Genomic DNA, 16,014 nt, shown 5'->3' with positions numbered 1-16,014 from the left:
TCATTCGCGGCGATGACGGGCCGTGCCGGGAGAGTCTCGTCCCCTTTCGGGGATTTTTTCTCCTGCTCGCTCTGTGATGGCAGAGCTCTGGTGCATTTCGAAAAACAACGTATTTATTATACGGGAATGGAGTCTGGGGGAAAAGGGAATTTTAATTTTAGACTAATCTTGTTGGACCGATTTCCATCTGAATTGTTTGATTTACTCTATTTGGATCCGTGGTCCAAGGAAGAATTTCTTTCCCTGTCATAGTTCCCTCTGTGACACGAAAAGCCGTTTTTTTAGAATCAAAAGAATTGTTGGGTTGTGCAGCGACGTAAAGTGTTTTTCCCCCTTCAAATCGAATTTGATAGGCGCCTAAATTGAAATAGGGATTGCTGGCGTCATAAACTTGAAACGATTTTCCTCCGAGAGCTTTTCGTAATAATTCGGAAAGTTCTCGTTTTGCGCGAACAATGAGCGGCTCTTTGGGTTGGGCTACAACTTCAAAGAGTCTAGGCATATTGATGATTTGATCCCCATTTTCAGCCAGTTGTCCTTCACGGATTTGTTTGTTGTTTTCATCGAGAATGATTACTCTACCCGTTTTTGGGTTTAATCCTAAACTGTATACTTTTCCGGGAGCGGCATTTTTTCTGAACATAACATTGAGATTGATGAATTGCCATCCACTGTAAGGACCCTCTCGTACTAAGGAAAGTGACGTGGGGGTTGTGACAATCGCGTTGCTTGGAATTCCCAATTGAGATTCCAGGGAGGCACGATTGGCAACGGTCAATAATCGTGCGAAATGAGAGATTCGAGCGATTTCCGTAGAAAGTTTTTCGCGAGGATTTGCTCCAAATTTTTCTTTCAATCCTCGACGTTGAGTGGCTTGGACTCGTTTTGCGTTTAGTTCTTCCGGGAATTGAGCAATCACCCAAGTGCTTGGGTCTCGAGGATTTAAAACTAAGGCAATTGCTCCCGGTTTAAATTGAAGATTTAATCCCCTGCCCCTTCTTTCTAAATCTTCGGGCTTAAAATTCGCTTCTTGTCCGAATTTAAACATAAGAGTTTTTGCCGCTCGGCTTGCAGTTTCAGGTGGATAGCCTTTTTGTCCCTTGTAAAAACGATAGGCCACGTCTTCTGCGTTTTCTTTGGGCCCGGCAAATAATATTTGTGCTGGTTGATCCAATCCTATTGTAAATTCAACGCCCTGACTTCGAATAAATTCTTGAGCTGCAGAGTTATTGCCTCTTTTTTCAAAGGATTCTGATGGATTGCTCATGATTTTTGTTTTTAATTTTTATCTTGATATTTTAACATATTTAATAAAAGATCGCAACCCCATCACATGAAGTCACCCCTTTGGCACGTGCAGGGTGACAAGTTATTTCCTCTTCATCGTTAATTCTTCCGCCAGCCCCACATACGTTTCAGGCGTAAGTTTGAGCAAACGGGTTTTGGCTGCAGCCGGGATTTTTAGGCTTTTCACAAAAGACTCAAATGCGGGCTTGGTTAACCCTTTGCCTCGCGTGAGTTCTTTGAGTTTTTCGTACGCGCCTTCGATTTTGTAGCGGCGCATTACGGTTTGAATGGGTTCGGCCAAGACTTCATAATGGGAACGCAGTTCTTCTCTCAATTTAGGTTCGTTGATTGAAACTCTAGACAATCCTTTGAGCGTGCTCTTGTAGCCCAAAACCAGATAACCGAAGCCTACGCCGAGGTTTCGCAATACCGTGCTGTCCGTGAGGTCGCGTTGCATGCGTGAAATTGGCAATTTGAGGGCCAAGTGATCGAAAATCGCGTTTGATAAACCCAGATTTCCTTCACTGTTTTCAAAATCAATGGGGTTGACCTTGTGTGGCATGGTGGAGGATCCGACCTCCCCTTCTTTCACTTTTTGGAGGAAGTAATTTTTTCCAATGTAGAGCCATAAATCGCGGTCAAAATCGATGAGAATCGTGTTGAGGCGCATGAGCGTGTGGCTCAATTCAGCGATGAAGTCGTGGGGCTCGATTTGCGTGGTGTATCGGGTTGGAGTGAGGCCGAGTCCCTTGATAAACGCATCGGAAACCGTGGGCCAATCGATTTCGGGATAAGCCGAGGTGTGGGCGTTCCAGTTTCCCACGGCGCCGTTGATTTTTCCCAAAAATTCTTGGCTCTTTAAAAAGCGTTTTTGGCGTTCGAGGCGCATTTTTACATTCAACATTTCTTTTCCTACTATGGTTGGGCTCGCGGGTTGGCCGTGCGTGTGCGCGAGCATCGGGATTTTGGCGCCTTTTTTCACCAAATCCTCCACGGCATCTAAGACTTTATCTAACAATGGCAAGACGCTTTGCGTGACCGCGTCCTTCAAAATCAATCCATAGCTCAAATTCGTGATGTCCTCTGAGGTGCAGGCAAAATGAATGAATTCCGAAAGGTCCTTGAGCGAATGGCAGTGGTCTTTGATTTGCTCTTTAATAAAATATTCGACCGCCTTGACGTCGTGGTTGGTGATTTTTTCAATGTCTTTCACTTGTTGGGCGCTTTTTTCTGTGAATTTTTCGTACAAATTCCGAAGGAATTTCACTTCTGCGGGAGTGAGGCGGCGGGTGCTCTCGAGTTTGGCGTGATTGCACAAATGAATCAGCCATTCGACCTCGACGTGCACGCGGTAGCGGATGAGCGCGCCTTCGGAAAAATAAGCGCAAAGTTCCTCGGTTTTGTCGGTGTAGCGACCGTCCAGAGGAGAAAGAGCAAAGAGAGGGCTAGGCATGATCGAAAGATTTTTTAAGGGCTAAAAGATGATCTTTGATTTTTTGGCGAAGACCGGAGTCTTTGACGCTTAAAATGCGGATCGCGGCCATGGCAGCGTTTTGGGGATCGATCACGGTTAAAACCGGGGTATCGCTCGGCATTTGCAGGGTGGAATGGATGTTCACAAACATGTCCATTTTATCGGCGAATGGCGGGCAGCCGATCACGGGATGGATGGAATTGGCAGCCACGAATCCGGACAAGGCGTTCGATCGGCCGGCCACGGTGATGTAGCAAATGGAATCTTCGGCATCGTGCTCCTTGATCGCGGCCAAGACTTTTTCCGGGACTTTGTGCGCTGAGGCAATGATCATTTTGTACGGGACGCCGAATTCATCGAGGGTTTTGGTGATTTTGGCGGCAAATTCTTTGTCTTTGGTGGAACCGAGGATGAGAGGGACGAGCATAAGTTAGGAGTTAGGGGATAAATGCGAGAGAGGGAAGAGCGCACTTCGCTACGCTTCGTGCGTGGTGAGTGTTAAAAGTATTTCGCTAAATTCTTTTGAATGCGGGCATTGATGTCCGGGCAGGGGTCGGCTTTAAATGTTTGGCCGGTGATTTTTTCGTACGCTTCGATGTAGCGGCGTGCGGTTTCGACTTTTACGTCTTCCGGGATTTCCGGGGTTTCGGTGTCGCCTTTGAATCCTTTTTCCGAAAGCCACAAGCGGAGGTATTCTTTATTGATGTTGTCTTGGTCCTCCCCTTTTTCGTAGTGTTGTTGGTAGGTTTTTTCAATCCAGAAACGGGAAGAATCCGGAGTGTGAATTTCATCGATGAGCACAATTTTTCCATCCGCGTTTTTTCCGAATTCATATTTGGTGTCCACCAAAATAATCCCCTGTTTGGCGGCGATTTTTTGACCGCGTTCGAATAAGCGAAGCGAAACGTCCGCGAGATAATCCCATTCTGCTTTGGTGATCACGTTGCGTTCCAATAAAACTTCCGGAGCCACGGATTCATCGTGAGAGCCGTGTTCGGCTTTTGTGGAAGGCGTTAAGATGGGTTTGTCGAATTTTTGATCTTTTTTCATGCCATCTTCGAGTGGGTTGCCGCAGAAATTGCGTCCCCCGTTTTTGTAATGACTCCAAACCGAGGTTGAGGTTGTGCCGGTGAGATACCCGCGCACCACCATTTCGACGGCGAGCGGCGTGCATTGTTTGCCCACCACCACATTCGGGTCCGGGAATTCGATCACATGATTGTCGCAAATGTCTTTGGTTTGAGTGAACCAAAATTCGGCCATTTGATTCAAAACTTGGCCTTTGTACGGAATAAGACAAATCACTCGATCAAACGCGGAGAGACGGTCGGTTACGACGAGAATTCGTTTTCCATCTTTGGTGTAATTGTCGCGCACTTTCCCTTCGTAACGTTCTCCAAGCGCCGCAAAATTCGTCCCTGCCAAACAGTGTGGGATTTGTTGGCGGATTTGATCCGTAGTGAGCATAAAATTAAAATTTTATGAATTAGGTGAATTCACTATATCGGAAATTTAAAATAGGGGCAAAATCCAATTAAAAGATGGCAACGTACTTTTGGCCACCGCGGTTCGTTCGCTCCTGCGGCGAACGCCCGCTATGCCTCGCGCCAATCGTTCCGCGTTGCGAAAACCAAGCCGATTGGCGCTGTGGAATTGGTCAAAAGCACATCGCCATCCCTTAATTTTCGGTCTGTATTCCTTTTTTTATGATCGTCATTTATAGTACGCACGTAACTCCTAACCCACCTCTTTTATGACGACCCCGCGCAACCTTTCTGTGATTTTAGGTGCCCAATGGGGCGACGAAGGCAAAGGAAAGTTGGTCGATATTTTGAGTGAAAATTTTGATATTGTGGCGCGCGCAACAGGAGGGGCGAATGCCGGACACACGGTGCAAATCACGTTGAATGGCGAAGTGAAAAAATTCATTTTCCATTTGTTGCCGAGCGGGCTTTTGCGCGAGCATGTGGAGTGCCTGATTGGAAATGGGTGCGTGCTCAGCATCCCGACCATGTTGGAGGAATTGGAGACTTTGAAGAGCGAGGGATTTGATGTAGAAAATCGCGTGTGGATTTCGGACCGCGTGGCGCTGTTGTTTGAATATCATAAGATTGTGGACGGGTGCCAAGAAGATGCGAAAGGCGCGAAAAAAGTCGGGACCACGAAGCGTGGAATTGGGCCGTGCTATGCGGATAAAATCAATCGACGCGGATTGCGATTGTGCGACCTCGTTGATTTTGCGGCGTTTGAAGAAAAATATCGTGCGAATTTAGCGTGGCATCAAAAAGTGTATGGATTTGAATACGATCCGTCTGCGGAATTGGCGGCGTTGAAGGCCGAGCAAAAACGATTGCTGGGGCGCATGACCGATGGAGCGGTGTTTTTGAATACTGCGCTTAAGCAAGGCAAAAAAGTCCTGCTCGAAGGCGCGAATGCGGCGTTGCTCGACATCGACCACGGCACGTATCCGTTTGTGACTTCTTCCAATCCCACGATTGGCGGCGTGTTCACCGGAACCGGAATGAATCCTCAATATCTCGGCGAGCTCATTGGCATCACCAAAGCGTACATGACGCGTGTGGGGGCCGGGCCGTTCCCGACCGAGCTGCTCGATGATTTGGGAGTGAAAATTCGTGAAGCGGGCGGAGAATATGGTTCTACGACCGGCCGACCTCGTCGTTGCGGATGGTTTGATGTTCCCCTCACCCGCTATTCGATTTTGCTGAATGGGTTCACGTGTCTCAATTTGACCAAGCTCGATGTGCTCGACGACCTCGATGAAATCAAGGTGGCGGTGGGCTATTCGTTGGATGGCAAAAAAATCAATCATTTCCCGGCGCGACTCGAGGATTTGGCGCGAGTTGAGGTGGAATACAAGACGCTTCCGGGCTGGAAAACGTCACTCAATGATGTGAATTCTTGGGATGCGCTTCCTGAAAATGCCAAGAATTATGTTTTGGCGTTGGAAGGCTGGCTCGAGTGCCCGATTCGATATGTGGGGGTTGGGCAAAGACGCGACCAATTGATCGACCGCGGCGCTACAGCCTAATCATCGGCTCCGTCTTATCCTCATAATTCTTCCGCAAGAGCGGCAATTGGTTGCGCATAAATTCGTACGTGTGGGCTTCGATTTCTTTTCCGTTTTCTTTTTGCGCGAGTTTGAGAAGTTTGATGGCTTCGGTGGAACCCTGGTGCGTGTATTTGAGAAGCTCTTTGCACGCCTCGATCACGGGCTCGTATTTGCCTTCCGCGAACATCTGATTGATTTTCACGAGACTGGCTTCGGCAAAGGCTTTTTTGCGTTTTTGATCTTCAATGATGATTTTTTGTTCGGTGGCTTTGATGAGAATTTTGAGTTTTTTGACTTCCGGGAAAACCTTGAGGAGTTTTTGATAAAAAAGATACAATTTTTCGTATTCTTTTTGCTGCTCCCAGGTGCGGCAAAGTTGGTCTGCGAGATTTTGGTCCACGATGTCGATGGCGCATTTGTTGCGTAAAACTTTGACCTTGGCATTGTCCGGGTCCACTTCAAAAATTTCATCGCAGGCCTTGATGGCGAGCTCGAATTGTTTGGATTTGCGAAGGGATTTGATGGTTTTGATTCCGTTTTTGATGAAATTCACGGCTGCCTTGGCCTCCTGATTTTTGGCCTTAACCTTGAATTTGTTGATCCAGCGGTGCAGGCGCTGGTCGCTTTGATGCTCCTGTTTGAGGGCAATCGTGAGCTGCAACGCCTGATCGAAGGCGCCTTTTTTGGCCAGAGCTTTGATTTGTTTGAGGGTGAGTTTGTAATCCATCTTAGTATTTTACAGGAAAATGGGGGGGAGAGGAAGGGGCTCCCCTGCTTTCAAAGTAGATTCTTAAATGATTGGGCTGATTTTTATATAACTTTATATATATAAAGTTAAGCGTTGAACTTTATGTATAAATATTTTTAAAGAAGTGACCAAATTTAAAAGATAGTGAATTAGGTCGCCATTCAGTTATTGCATTTTTCGCAACAGCTCAGACTGAGGGCTTCCCTGCTTTTTGAGGATGAAGAGATGTGGTAAAGTAGTAAGGTTTTTAGATAAATTTTTATTCGTCTAGAGATGAGTTTCGTGTAATATTTTAGGTTTCACCGCCCCTTTCTTCACTAAAGTATGAAAAATAAAGCAATAGAAAATATAAAACTACTTATAAAAGAGTTTGATCATAACATCTCTCCAAGATTAAAATTATTAGCAGAAAACGCAAAAAAATTAATAAATGTTTGTAATGAAGTTGATAAATCATTTAGCGGTTCATTCGCTGGTTGGCATGGTCATATGTATTTTAAAGATTTTCAAACCCCACAACTCAACCAAAGATTTAGTGGAGAATGGGGCGGAATAAATGGTATACCCAATGGCTGGGTAAAAAAAGAAGCTAAGGAAGTAAAAGAAGAGATCGAAAGACGAATGTCAGCAGATTTTTCCATAAAAATAGATGATTTAGAAAAAGAAGCAACTGCCATGAAGGAAGAATCTAAAAAAAATCTAAATGAGGTAAAAATTGCTTTTTCTTCGATAAATTTAAATAAAATTCCAAAGGAAAAGGAACTATTTGATAAAATAGAAAAAATAGAATTTGGCAGAGATAAAGCGTATTTTATTAATAAACATATTCCAAAAAAATTAATGACTCGCGATCAAGGTGCTTTAATGGAAGGTGTGTGTATCGCATCGCATAAATATTATCTGGGACTGGGCCAAAGCTTTATTGATATATCCGAGTCTATAAAAAGTTTCTTACAGCTTGTAGACCAACTACTTAGACAAACTGAAATGAAAAAAGTGCAATTTTTACCTTTTTCCAATAATGCATGGAATTATATTAATCCTTTTTGGATTATATGGCAGTTGCTTCTTTTTCTACTAAAAATATTAAAATATGCATGGGGGCATAGGATAATATCTATATTAATTGTTATGATTACACTACTTACGATAGACTATTCACTTGCATGGAAAAATCTGCTGACATTATTAAGCTGGATTAGATCTTAGACCCCAAAATACTACACACAACAGCGGCTAAGCGACATTAAAACGTCGCCTCAGCTGCGAACGTTATCTGATATTTTAATTAAATATAAACAATGAGCTTTGAAGAACTGAAAGAACTAGCCAAACAAAATCTCCCATGGGAGGTTATATGGTTTTTAATAATTATCATTGGTTCTTTTATTATTAAAATCCCTCAAGCTATTTGTATTGCTTGGAAAATTTTGAGACATAATAGAGCTTCACTAGGAGGTGGTTCCGGGGAAAGACGAGCAGATGTTTTTACACATTTGTGGCATTCGAAATATTTAAGGAATAAGGAAATTCAGCAACATGACATACTAATCAACTCTTCAGGTAAAAGCATGAAAAATCTTACTTTTGGCTCAATTGCACAAAATTCACTTAATAAATTAAAGTTAACTGAAAATAGCAATGATAACGTAATAGTAATTAAAAACATCCGAAACCGCCTAGTTTATTATTTTTGTTTGGTTTGGCTAGTTCTTTTTTGTGGGGATACAATGAGTTATTATAAAAATATTAAAATATCAAACAAAATGGGCTAACCGGTTCGCGAGTTAAATTAAATTTTCTATGATAAAAAATATAAAAGTAAGTCGTGCTTGGATCGTTACCTATCAATCATATAATAGATATAAAAAACTTAATAATAAGGTACTGTCAGTTTTAAAGTGGCAAAAATCATTAAAACAGATTGTTGAACATCTTACCCAGCTTTATGTAGATAATCGTCTTTCTCCAAGTGAAAAAATTGGTTTTCTACGCAATAGGAATTGTGAAGGGTTAGCATATGGGCCTAAAATTAATAGGACTAAAAACAATACTGATATAATCACAATTGGTCACGATCCAATTTTGGAAGCGCGACAAGTCAAGAATTTGGAAGTTAAGGATGAAAAATGGAGCTGGGAGGAAATTTAACTTAATAAATAAATGAAAAAATACTACATCATAAATGAGCTTAAAGAAGAAAGCATTAAAGCGTTCAAGAGCAAAGATTATTTACAAGCTGCAATTATAATTTTTCAAACCGTAGAAGCTTTGCTTCGGGGTTATATCGGCTTAAAAGCCAAAGGCATGGGAATAAATGAAAAAATTAAAAGAATTATTACTGAAGATGAAATAAGCTTTTCCAAACTAGTATTATATTTAAATCTTTTAGACCCCAAAAATCCTCTCATAAACGAGCTAGATTCTCTTAATAAAGATCGCAATAAAATTATTCACAGGTCCTTTGAATACAAAAAAATTGAAGATTATAAGGATGCGCTCAAAAAATTATGTTTCCAAGGGTTGAGCTTAAATATAAAATTCGTAGACTTATTTAAAACCAAATAAAATTTTATCGCTTTAAATTATAATAATAAGAAACTAGAATACGATTATTATGCAATATACTTTTATAGATTTATTTGCGGGGATAGGAGGTTTCCATCTGGCCTTTCATAAGGCTGGCGCGAAATGCGTATTTGCAAGCGAATGGGATGAACATGCAAGAAAAACCTACGAAACAAATTGGCGAAAAATTTCACCGGGAATGTTTAAAAAAGGAAATTTCGCAGGTGATATCACGAAAGTTAACGAAAAAGAAATGCCGGATTTCGATATAATAACGGGAGGATTCCCCTGCCAGCCATTCAGTCATGCCGGATTTAAAAAAGGATTTACGGATCAAAGAGGAACTTTATTCCACGATATAGTAAGAATTATTAAAGAAAAAAAACCAAGAGCCTTTTTTCTAGAAAATGTAAGTCATTTACTCAAACATGATAATGGAAAGACTTTTGAGGTTATAAAACAAACAATAGAAAAAGATTTGGGGTATTCTTTTCACTATAAAATAGTCCGCGCATCCGATTTCAATTTACCCCAGCATCGACCTCGACTTTTTATGGTTGGATTCCGAAACAAAAACATCCCCTTTGAATTTCCCGCCCCCGTAGAACTGACAAAAACACTATCTGAAATTTGGGGCGGTAAATGCGAAAAGAAAATCGGTTATACGTTGAGGGTTGGAGGCCGTGGTTCCGGGATACATGACCGTAGAAATTGGGACACCTATGTTGTTGATGGAGAGGTAAAACGACTTAGTCCTCATGAGGGCAAAAAAATGATGGGGTTTCCGGATAATTTCATTTTCCCGGTTACTTCAACTCAGGCTATGAAACAGCTCGGGAATTCCGTTGCGGTTAACGCTATTCATGCCGTTGCAAAACAAATAATTAACTCACTTACAATTTATGATAACAGGAAACAAGGGCGAATGGAGCGAGTTTTACGCGTTCCTAAAAATTCTATCGGACGGAAAATTATTTGCAGCCGATAAAAATCTTCAAAAAATCCCCGAAAAATATTTCGATGTTTTGCAAATTGTCCGAGAAGAAGCAAAAACGGGTAAAAAAATGTACGATTTAACGAAGCGTTCCAGGGATATTTTTATTTTTGATGAAAACAATAAAATCATAAAGGTCGTAAATAAGGCTTCCATTTCAAGTAAAGTTGAGAAAATTTTCGAAAGAATAAAAGCATCGACGGATCGAACTTTTTCAATTTCTTTGGCTAATAAAGCCATGGAAGAACTCCATTGCACGCAAATTAAGGCTGCAAGCGGGAAAAAAGCGGATTTATTTTTAAAAATATACGATAGCATTTCTCCCACCACCCCCGATTTGGGATTCAGTATTAAATCCATGCTCGGATCTCCTTCCACATTGCTTAACTCCTCGGGTTCAACGAATTTTGTTTATAAATTAAGTAAAAATGTAAACGCCCTCAAAATAAATTCGATTATTGGATCATCTAAAATTCGCGATAGAATTTTGGAAATAGAGGGGGGCGACGCAGTAATAGAATACGATCATATGGATAACGAGGGATTTAAGAAAAATTTAAGAATGATCGATACCATGTTCCCTCAAATGATCGCTTTGACTTTAAAAACATTTTTTGAAGGTCACGGGGCAACTCTCTCTGAAATTTTGGATTATTTAGGAAAAAAACAGCTTGTTCAAAAAAAATTCCAGCTTTCTCTAAACGACTACACGTATAAAATAAAGCTCTTCTTGATGGCCGTCGCTCTGGGAATGACCCCGAGAGGTGAATGGAGTGGTCGGACCGAGGCTCATGGCGGATATATTATCGTCAGGGAAGACGGTGAGGTTGTTTGTTATCATTTATATAATCGTGATCAATTCGAAGAATATCTTTTTGAAAATACAAAACTTGAAACTCCGAGTAGTTCCCGTCATAAATTCGGTGTTGTTTATGAAGAAAACGGCGAACAATTTATAAAACTTAATCTTCAAATACGCTTTTTGAAATAATATGGATATTTTTTCAAAAGAGAAACGCAGCGATATAATGTCAAAAGTTAAAAATAAGGGCAGTAAAATTGAAATTTTGCTACAAAAAGCGCTTTGGAAAGAAGGATTTCGTTACAGGAAAAATTCAACAAAATATTTCGGGAAGCCAGATATTGTTTTACCAAAACACAAAGTCGTTATTTTTGTTGATTCATGTTTTTGGCATAAATGCCCCAAACATTACGCAGCCCCGGCAACAAGAAAAAGGTTTTGGGATAAAAAAATCGGAGGGAACAAAATAAGAGATTTACAGGTGACCAAATATTATAAAAAAAACGATTGGGAAATAATTAGAATTTGGGAGCATGCGTTGGAAACCAATCTTGAGAAAACGTTAAATGGAATACTGTCAAAACTTGGAAGCAAACAATAACGAAGTCTCATCATCTTCTACCTCAGCTCCCCCACCTGCCCCCTTAAATTCCTCAACCTCTCCCCCGCCTCCTGATGCCTTGTTTTGTCTTGCTCCACAATCATGGCCGGGGCGTGGGCGATGTAGCCTTTGTTGTTCAATTTGGCTTCGAGGCCTTTCAAATACACTTCGACGTTCTTGATTTCCTCAATCAGGCGGGTTTTTTCGCGCTCCACGTCCACCAACCCGGCAAGGGGCAAATGGATTTCAACGCTTTCCACAAATTCACTCAACGCGCCTTTGATCTTTTTTCCTTCCTTCTCAATCGTCAAATCATCCACCCTCGCGAGTTGCTCGATCAGGATCCGATTTTGGCTGAGGCCGGACGTGTGCGCGTTCCCGTACAGCACGGCCTTGATTCGTTTTCCGGGCTCGACTTTGTAGTCGGCACGCATTTTTCGAATCGTAGAAACCACGGCCATGACTTTTTGCATGGCTTTTTTGGATTTGGGAAGCTTGTAGCGCGGGTTCGCCTTGGGCCACGGTGCCACCATGAGCAAGCCGTCCATGCCCACCCTATCCCACAATTCCTCGGTCACAAACGGAGTGAAAGGATGCAGAAGGGTCAAAATGGTTTTGAGCACATACGCGAGCACGGGTTTGTTGGGGCTGATTTTGCTGATTTCCACATACCAGTCGCAAAATTCACTCCAGAAAAAGTCGTAAATCAAGGTGCCGGATTCGGAAAGATGATGGGCGTTCAGGCCTTTGGTTGCGGCTTCGATCACTTCGGTGGTGCGGGTGAGAATCCAAGCGTCGGCATCGGTTAAAGTTTTGGCGTCTATTTTTGCATCGAAGTCCTTCTTTTCGAGGTTCATAAGAACATACCTCGCGCCATTCCAGATTTTATTCACAAAATTGCGATACCCGGCGATTTTTTCTTCATACAAACGCATGTCATTGCCCGGGGACGAACCCAGCACAAGGCTGAGGCGCACGGCATCGGTTCCGTATTTTTCAATCATGTCGAGGGGGTCGATGCCATTGCCCAGGGATTTGCTCATCTTCCTCCCCTCTTTGTCGCGGACCAGGCCGTGAAGGTACACGGTTTCGAACGGAATTTCTCCGGTCAAATACGTGGTCATGAGCACCATGCGAATGACCCAGAAAAACAGGATGTCGTAGCCGGTTTCGAGCACAGAGGTGGGGTGAAAATACGCGAGATCTTTGGTCTTTTTGGGCCAGCCGAGTGTGGAAAACGTCCACAAACCCGAGGAAAACCAGGTGTCGAGAGTGTCCGGGTCTTGCTTGAGGTTTTTGCCTTTGCAATGCGGGCACTTTTCCGGGGCTTTGCTTCCAACAATCGGCTCTTCACATTTCGGCGATTTTTTATCTTCGCAGTACCACACCGGGATTTGATGTCCCCACCAAATCTGGCGGGAAATGCACCAGTCGCGCAAATTTTCGACCCAATGAAAGTACACTTTTTTAAAACGATCGGGCACGATCTTGATTTTGCCTTTTTTGACCGCCTCGAGCGTGCGATCCTTGAGCGATTTGCCGCGGATTTTTTTAGTCACATTCACAAACCATTGCCTTGAAACCAACGGCTCAACTGCGGTGCCGCAGCGGTAACACACGGATAAATTGTGAACGTAATTTTCATCAATGTGATCCACGAGTCCTTTTTGCTGTAGGGCTTCGATCACTTTTTCTCGCGCTTCCTTGACCGGCAAGCCTTGAAAATGCGGGCCTCCGGCAGACGTGATTTTGCCTTGTTCATCAATGATTTGCACGATTTCAAATCCGTATTTTTTCGCCAAATCAAAGTCCACAAAACTGTGGGCCGGAGTGATGGTCATGGCTCCGGTTCCCATTTTCATATCTGCGGTTTCGTCTGCCACAAATTGGGCCTCCACTTCGCCGTCGATCCAAGGTACCCTCATCTTCTTGCCAATCCATTTTTTGTAGCGCTTGTCTTTGGGGTGAACGATGATGATTTTATCCTGAAATTTGGTTTCCGGACGCGCGGTTCCGATCACAACCGGGCCGTATTTGAGATAGTAAAACTTGGTTTTTTGCTCTTTGTACTCGAGTTCTTCGTCCGCCAACGTTGACGCACAACGCGGACACCAGTTCACAATACGATGGCCCCGATAAATGAGCCCGTCGTGGTGCATTTTTACAAACGCGTCTCGCACGGCCTCGGAAAGCCCATCGTCCAACGTGTAGCGTTCGCGGGTCCAATCCACGCTGGCGCCCATTTTTCGCATCTGATTTCGAATCGTGTCTTGCGAATTGGCCACGTATTTTTTCACGCGTTCGAGAAATTGACGGCGCCCCATTTCGTGGCGGTTGGTGCCTTCTTCGGCAATGATTTTTTCAACCTTATTTTGCGTGGCAATGGCGGCGTGATCCGTGCCCGGGAGCCACAACGTGGGCTGGCCTTTCATTCGATGAAAACGCACCATGATGTCCTCGATGGCGAGCATGGTGGCGTGACCGAGATGAAGCTGGCCCGTGGCATTGGGCGGCGGCAAAGCAATAGTGAAAGGTTTTTTCTTGGGATCGATTTTGGGCGTGAATCCCCCACTCTTTTCCCACTTCTTATAAAGAGCGTCTTCGACCTTTTTCGCGTTGTAGGCGGTATCAATTTGTGCCATAATAATTTTACATTTAAAGGGTTGTCGTTTGTGGCTTTATACCATATCCGCACCTTGAAACAGAAGACACCTCGATTGACCTTTTCTTAAAAAACCGTTATAATTAATAGATGCCTGATCTAAAACCCTCAGCACCGGAAAATCTCGGTTCGCACAGTGCGGAACGAGTGAAAGAAACTCCTCATCAAGGGGCGGAGGCTGATTTGGGCTTAAAATCCAATGCGACTTCGGTTTTGGAGGGAGTCGATGGCGCGGAAAGCGCTGAAGGTGGAGATGGGAAAATTTCAGAAAAAGCCCATGAAGGCGTTGGCGAACATCGACAGAGTACGGCTGGGAAATTTCAACAATTTCAGACCCAGATGACGACAGCGCAAGCCGATGCGTTGAAGAAAAAATTACTCGAAATTCCTCCGGAGCGCCGACAAATGATTCGTGAAATTCAAAAACACATTCATAAGGAAATTAAGGTGCTTCAAAAAGATGCACATAAATGCCAAAAACAGGGAAAATTTAAGGAATTGAACGAGTTGGTTCGCCGCATGCGCGAATTGACGGATTTATTGAATCGCCTGGCTCGCGCCACCGCGGATGTTGTGAAAAATTTATGGCTGAAAGTGGTGCATGGGATAGCGGCATAGCGAAAATGAGAACTTTTGTCACCCTGAGGCTACTCACGAAGCGATAGCGGAGTGAGCTTTCCCCCGCATTTTCTTCCTCTCGAGGGGGTGACTTTACAAAAATGCAGGGGGGGGAAGTCACTTCGCTGCGCTCCGTGACTGATGGTTCGAGACGCCACTTCGTGGCTCCTCACCATGACAGCCTCTTTGTCATTTTTAACTCGCGAAAACAGAACTCTTGTGTTATCTTAAGTGCCGCTTTTTTAGAAAAATTTTATGTCACTTCCCCTTTCCGAGTTTTCGCCCGAACAACGCAAGCTGATCGCAAAAATCCGTGATTTGAAAAAAGAAAAAAATGCGATCATTTTGGTGCACAATTATCAACGCCCCGAGATTTTTGAAGTCGCGGATTTTATTGGGGATTCGCTGGGCTTGTGCGAACAGGCGCGAAAAACCAAGGCCGAGTTGATTGTGTTTTGCGGCGTCTATTTTATGGCCGAAAGCGCTGCGATCCTCAACCCGGACAAACGCGTGGTGATTCCGGACCCGGATTCGGGGTGCGCTCTCTCAAACATGATCACGGCCGAGCAATTGCGTGAGTTTAAGGCCCAATATCCCGGGGTTCCGGTGGTGACGTATGTGAATTCCACCGCAGAGGTGAAAGCGGAATCCGATATTTGCTGTACGTCCTCCAATGCCGTGGCCGTGGTGAAATCATTAAAAGACCGACGTGTGATTTTTGCGCCGGATCAAAACTTGGCGAGTTATGTGGCGAAACAGGTTCCGAATAAGGAAATCATTCCCTGGAACGGCTATTGTCCGATTCATTCTCGCCTCACGGCCGAATATGTGGCTGAAGCCCGTAAAAATCATCCCAAAGCCAAGGTGGTGGCGCATCCGGAATGTCGAGAGGAGGTGATCGCAGCGTCGGATTATTGTTGCAGCACGAGTCAGATGATTCAAGTGTGCAAAGAGGATCCGGCCCCGGAATTTATTATTTTGACCGAGTGCGGAATGCTCAATCGTCTTAAAAAAGAGATTCCCGGGAAACAATTTTATACCGTGTGCAGCATGTGTTTTGATATGAAGAAAAATACGCTTGAAAAAATCATTGATGCGCTTGAAAACGAGACGCATCCGGTGACCCTTGCGGAACCGATTCGATTGCGTGCGTTTAAGGCGTTTGATCGTATGTTTCACCTAAAATAACT

At 43.6% G+C, this 16,014-nt stretch carries 16 protein-coding genes; 10 read left to right on the top strand and 6 right to left on the bottom strand.

Annotation, left to right across the window (positions count from 1 at the left end; translation table 25 throughout):
- Window positions 1-157 precede the first annotated feature (157 nt).
- The 4 genes from WC882_01570 to WC882_01555 all read right to left on the bottom strand — a co-directional run bounded on the left by WC882_01570 (window position 158) and on the right by WC882_01555 (window position 4,228).
- Window positions 158-1,267, bottom strand: coding sequence for a hypothetical protein (locus tag WC882_01570; protein ID MFA5842348.1), 1,110 nt, complete (start codon window positions 1,265-1,267; stop codon window positions 158-160).
- Window positions 1,268-1,369: 102 nt separating this feature from the next.
- Window positions 1,370-2,740: an adenylosuccinate lyase gene (purB, locus tag WC882_01565; protein ID MFA5842347.1), complete on the bottom strand. Its 1,371-nt coding sequence runs from the start codon at window positions 2,738-2,740 to the stop codon at window positions 1,370-1,372.
- Window positions 2,733-3,188: an AIR carboxylase family protein gene (locus tag WC882_01560; protein MFA5842346.1), complete on the bottom strand. Its 456-nt coding sequence runs from the start codon at window positions 3,186-3,188 to the stop codon at window positions 2,733-2,735. Before WC882_01560 ends, purB begins: the two co-directional genes overlap by 8 nt.
- 71 nt (window positions 3,189-3,259) lie before the next feature.
- On the bottom strand, window positions 3,260-4,228 hold the full coding sequence (locus WC882_01555) for a phosphoribosylaminoimidazolesuccinocarboxamide synthase (GenBank protein ID MFA5842345.1): 969 nt from the start codon (window positions 4,226-4,228) through the stop codon (window positions 3,260-3,262).
- A 286-nt stretch (window positions 4,229-4,514) separates the two neighbouring features.
- Here WC882_01555 and WC882_01550 point away from each other — a divergent pair, with 286 nt between their 5' ends.
- A complete protein-coding gene (locus tag WC882_01550) occupies window positions 4,515-5,810 on the top strand; it encodes an adenylosuccinate synthase (protein ID MFA5842344.1) in 1,296 nt (431 codons plus the stop codon).
- On the opposite strand, the gene WC882_01545 is transcribed toward WC882_01550, so the two are convergent.
- Window positions 5,800-6,558 (bottom strand): hypothetical protein, encoded by a 759-nt coding sequence (locus WC882_01545; GenBank protein ID MFA5842343.1) that lies wholly within the window; start codon window positions 6,556-6,558, stop codon window positions 5,800-5,802. The genes WC882_01550 and WC882_01545 overlap by 11 nt on opposite strands.
- A gap of 345 nt (window positions 6,559-6,903) precedes the next feature.
- On the opposite strand from WC882_01545, the gene WC882_01540 reads away from it, so the two are divergent.
- From WC882_01540 to WC882_01510, 7 genes are all read left to right on the top strand, one after another.
- Window positions 6,904-7,788, top strand: a complete 885-nt coding sequence (locus WC882_01540) for a hypothetical protein (GenBank protein MFA5842342.1) — start codon at window positions 6,904-6,906, stop codon at window positions 7,786-7,788.
- Between the two features lie 92 nt (window positions 7,789-7,880).
- The gene (locus WC882_01535) at window positions 7,881-8,354 is read left to right on the top strand and encodes a hypothetical protein (protein MFA5842341.1); all 474 of its coding nucleotides are present in this window, start codon (window positions 7,881-7,883) and stop codon (window positions 8,352-8,354) included.
- A 28-nt stretch (window positions 8,355-8,382) separates the two neighbouring features.
- Complete coding sequence (locus WC882_01530; protein MFA5842340.1) at window positions 8,383-8,730, top strand: hypothetical protein; 348 nt, start codon at window positions 8,383-8,385, stop codon at window positions 8,728-8,730.
- Between the two features lie 12 nt (window positions 8,731-8,742).
- Window positions 8,743-9,147, top strand: a complete 405-nt coding sequence (locus WC882_01525; GenBank protein MFA5842339.1) for a hypothetical protein — start codon at window positions 8,743-8,745, stop codon at window positions 9,145-9,147.
- 49 nt (window positions 9,148-9,196) lie between these two features.
- Window positions 9,197-10,135, top strand: coding sequence for a DNA cytosine methyltransferase (locus tag WC882_01520; protein ID MFA5842338.1), 939 nt, complete (start codon window positions 9,197-9,199; stop codon window positions 10,133-10,135).
- Window positions 10,050-11,132 (top strand): HpaII family restriction endonuclease, encoded by a 1,083-nt coding sequence (locus WC882_01515; GenBank protein MFA5842337.1) that lies wholly within the window; start codon window positions 10,050-10,052, stop codon window positions 11,130-11,132. Before WC882_01520 ends, WC882_01515 begins: the two co-directional genes overlap by 86 nt.
- A gap of 1 nt (window position 11,133) precedes the next feature.
- Complete coding sequence (locus WC882_01510) at window positions 11,134-11,544, top strand: very short patch repair endonuclease (GenBank protein MFA5842336.1); 411 nt, start codon at window positions 11,134-11,136, stop codon at window positions 11,542-11,544.
- A gap of 17 nt (window positions 11,545-11,561) precedes the next feature.
- Here the strand turns inward: WC882_01510 and WC882_01505 are convergent, their stop codons facing one another.
- On the bottom strand, window positions 11,562-14,186 hold the full coding sequence (locus WC882_01505) for a valine--tRNA ligase (protein ID MFA5842335.1): 2,625 nt from the start codon (window positions 14,184-14,186) through the stop codon (window positions 11,562-11,564).
- A gap of 110 nt (window positions 14,187-14,296) precedes the next feature.
- Between WC882_01505 and WC882_01500 the strand changes: the two genes are divergently transcribed.
- Both WC882_01500 and nadA read left to right on the top strand, forming a co-directional pair.
- A complete protein-coding gene (locus WC882_01500) occupies window positions 14,297-14,824 on the top strand; it encodes a hypothetical protein (GenBank protein ID MFA5842334.1) in 528 nt (175 codons plus the stop codon).
- A 255-nt stretch (window positions 14,825-15,079) separates the two neighbouring features.
- Complete coding sequence (gene nadA, locus WC882_01495) at window positions 15,080-16,012, top strand: quinolinate synthase NadA (protein ID MFA5842333.1); 933 nt, start codon at window positions 15,080-15,082, stop codon at window positions 16,010-16,012.
- Window positions 16,013-16,014 lie beyond the last annotated feature (2 nt).

Source organism: Candidatus Gracilibacteria bacterium (genome assembly GCA_041658685.1).
GTDB lineage: Bacteria > Patescibacteriota > Gracilibacteria > UBA1369 > UBA12473 > JBAZZS01.
The sequence above is the reverse complement of the archived record's forward strand: the minus strand, read 5'-3'. Positions and strand labels throughout refer to the sequence as shown.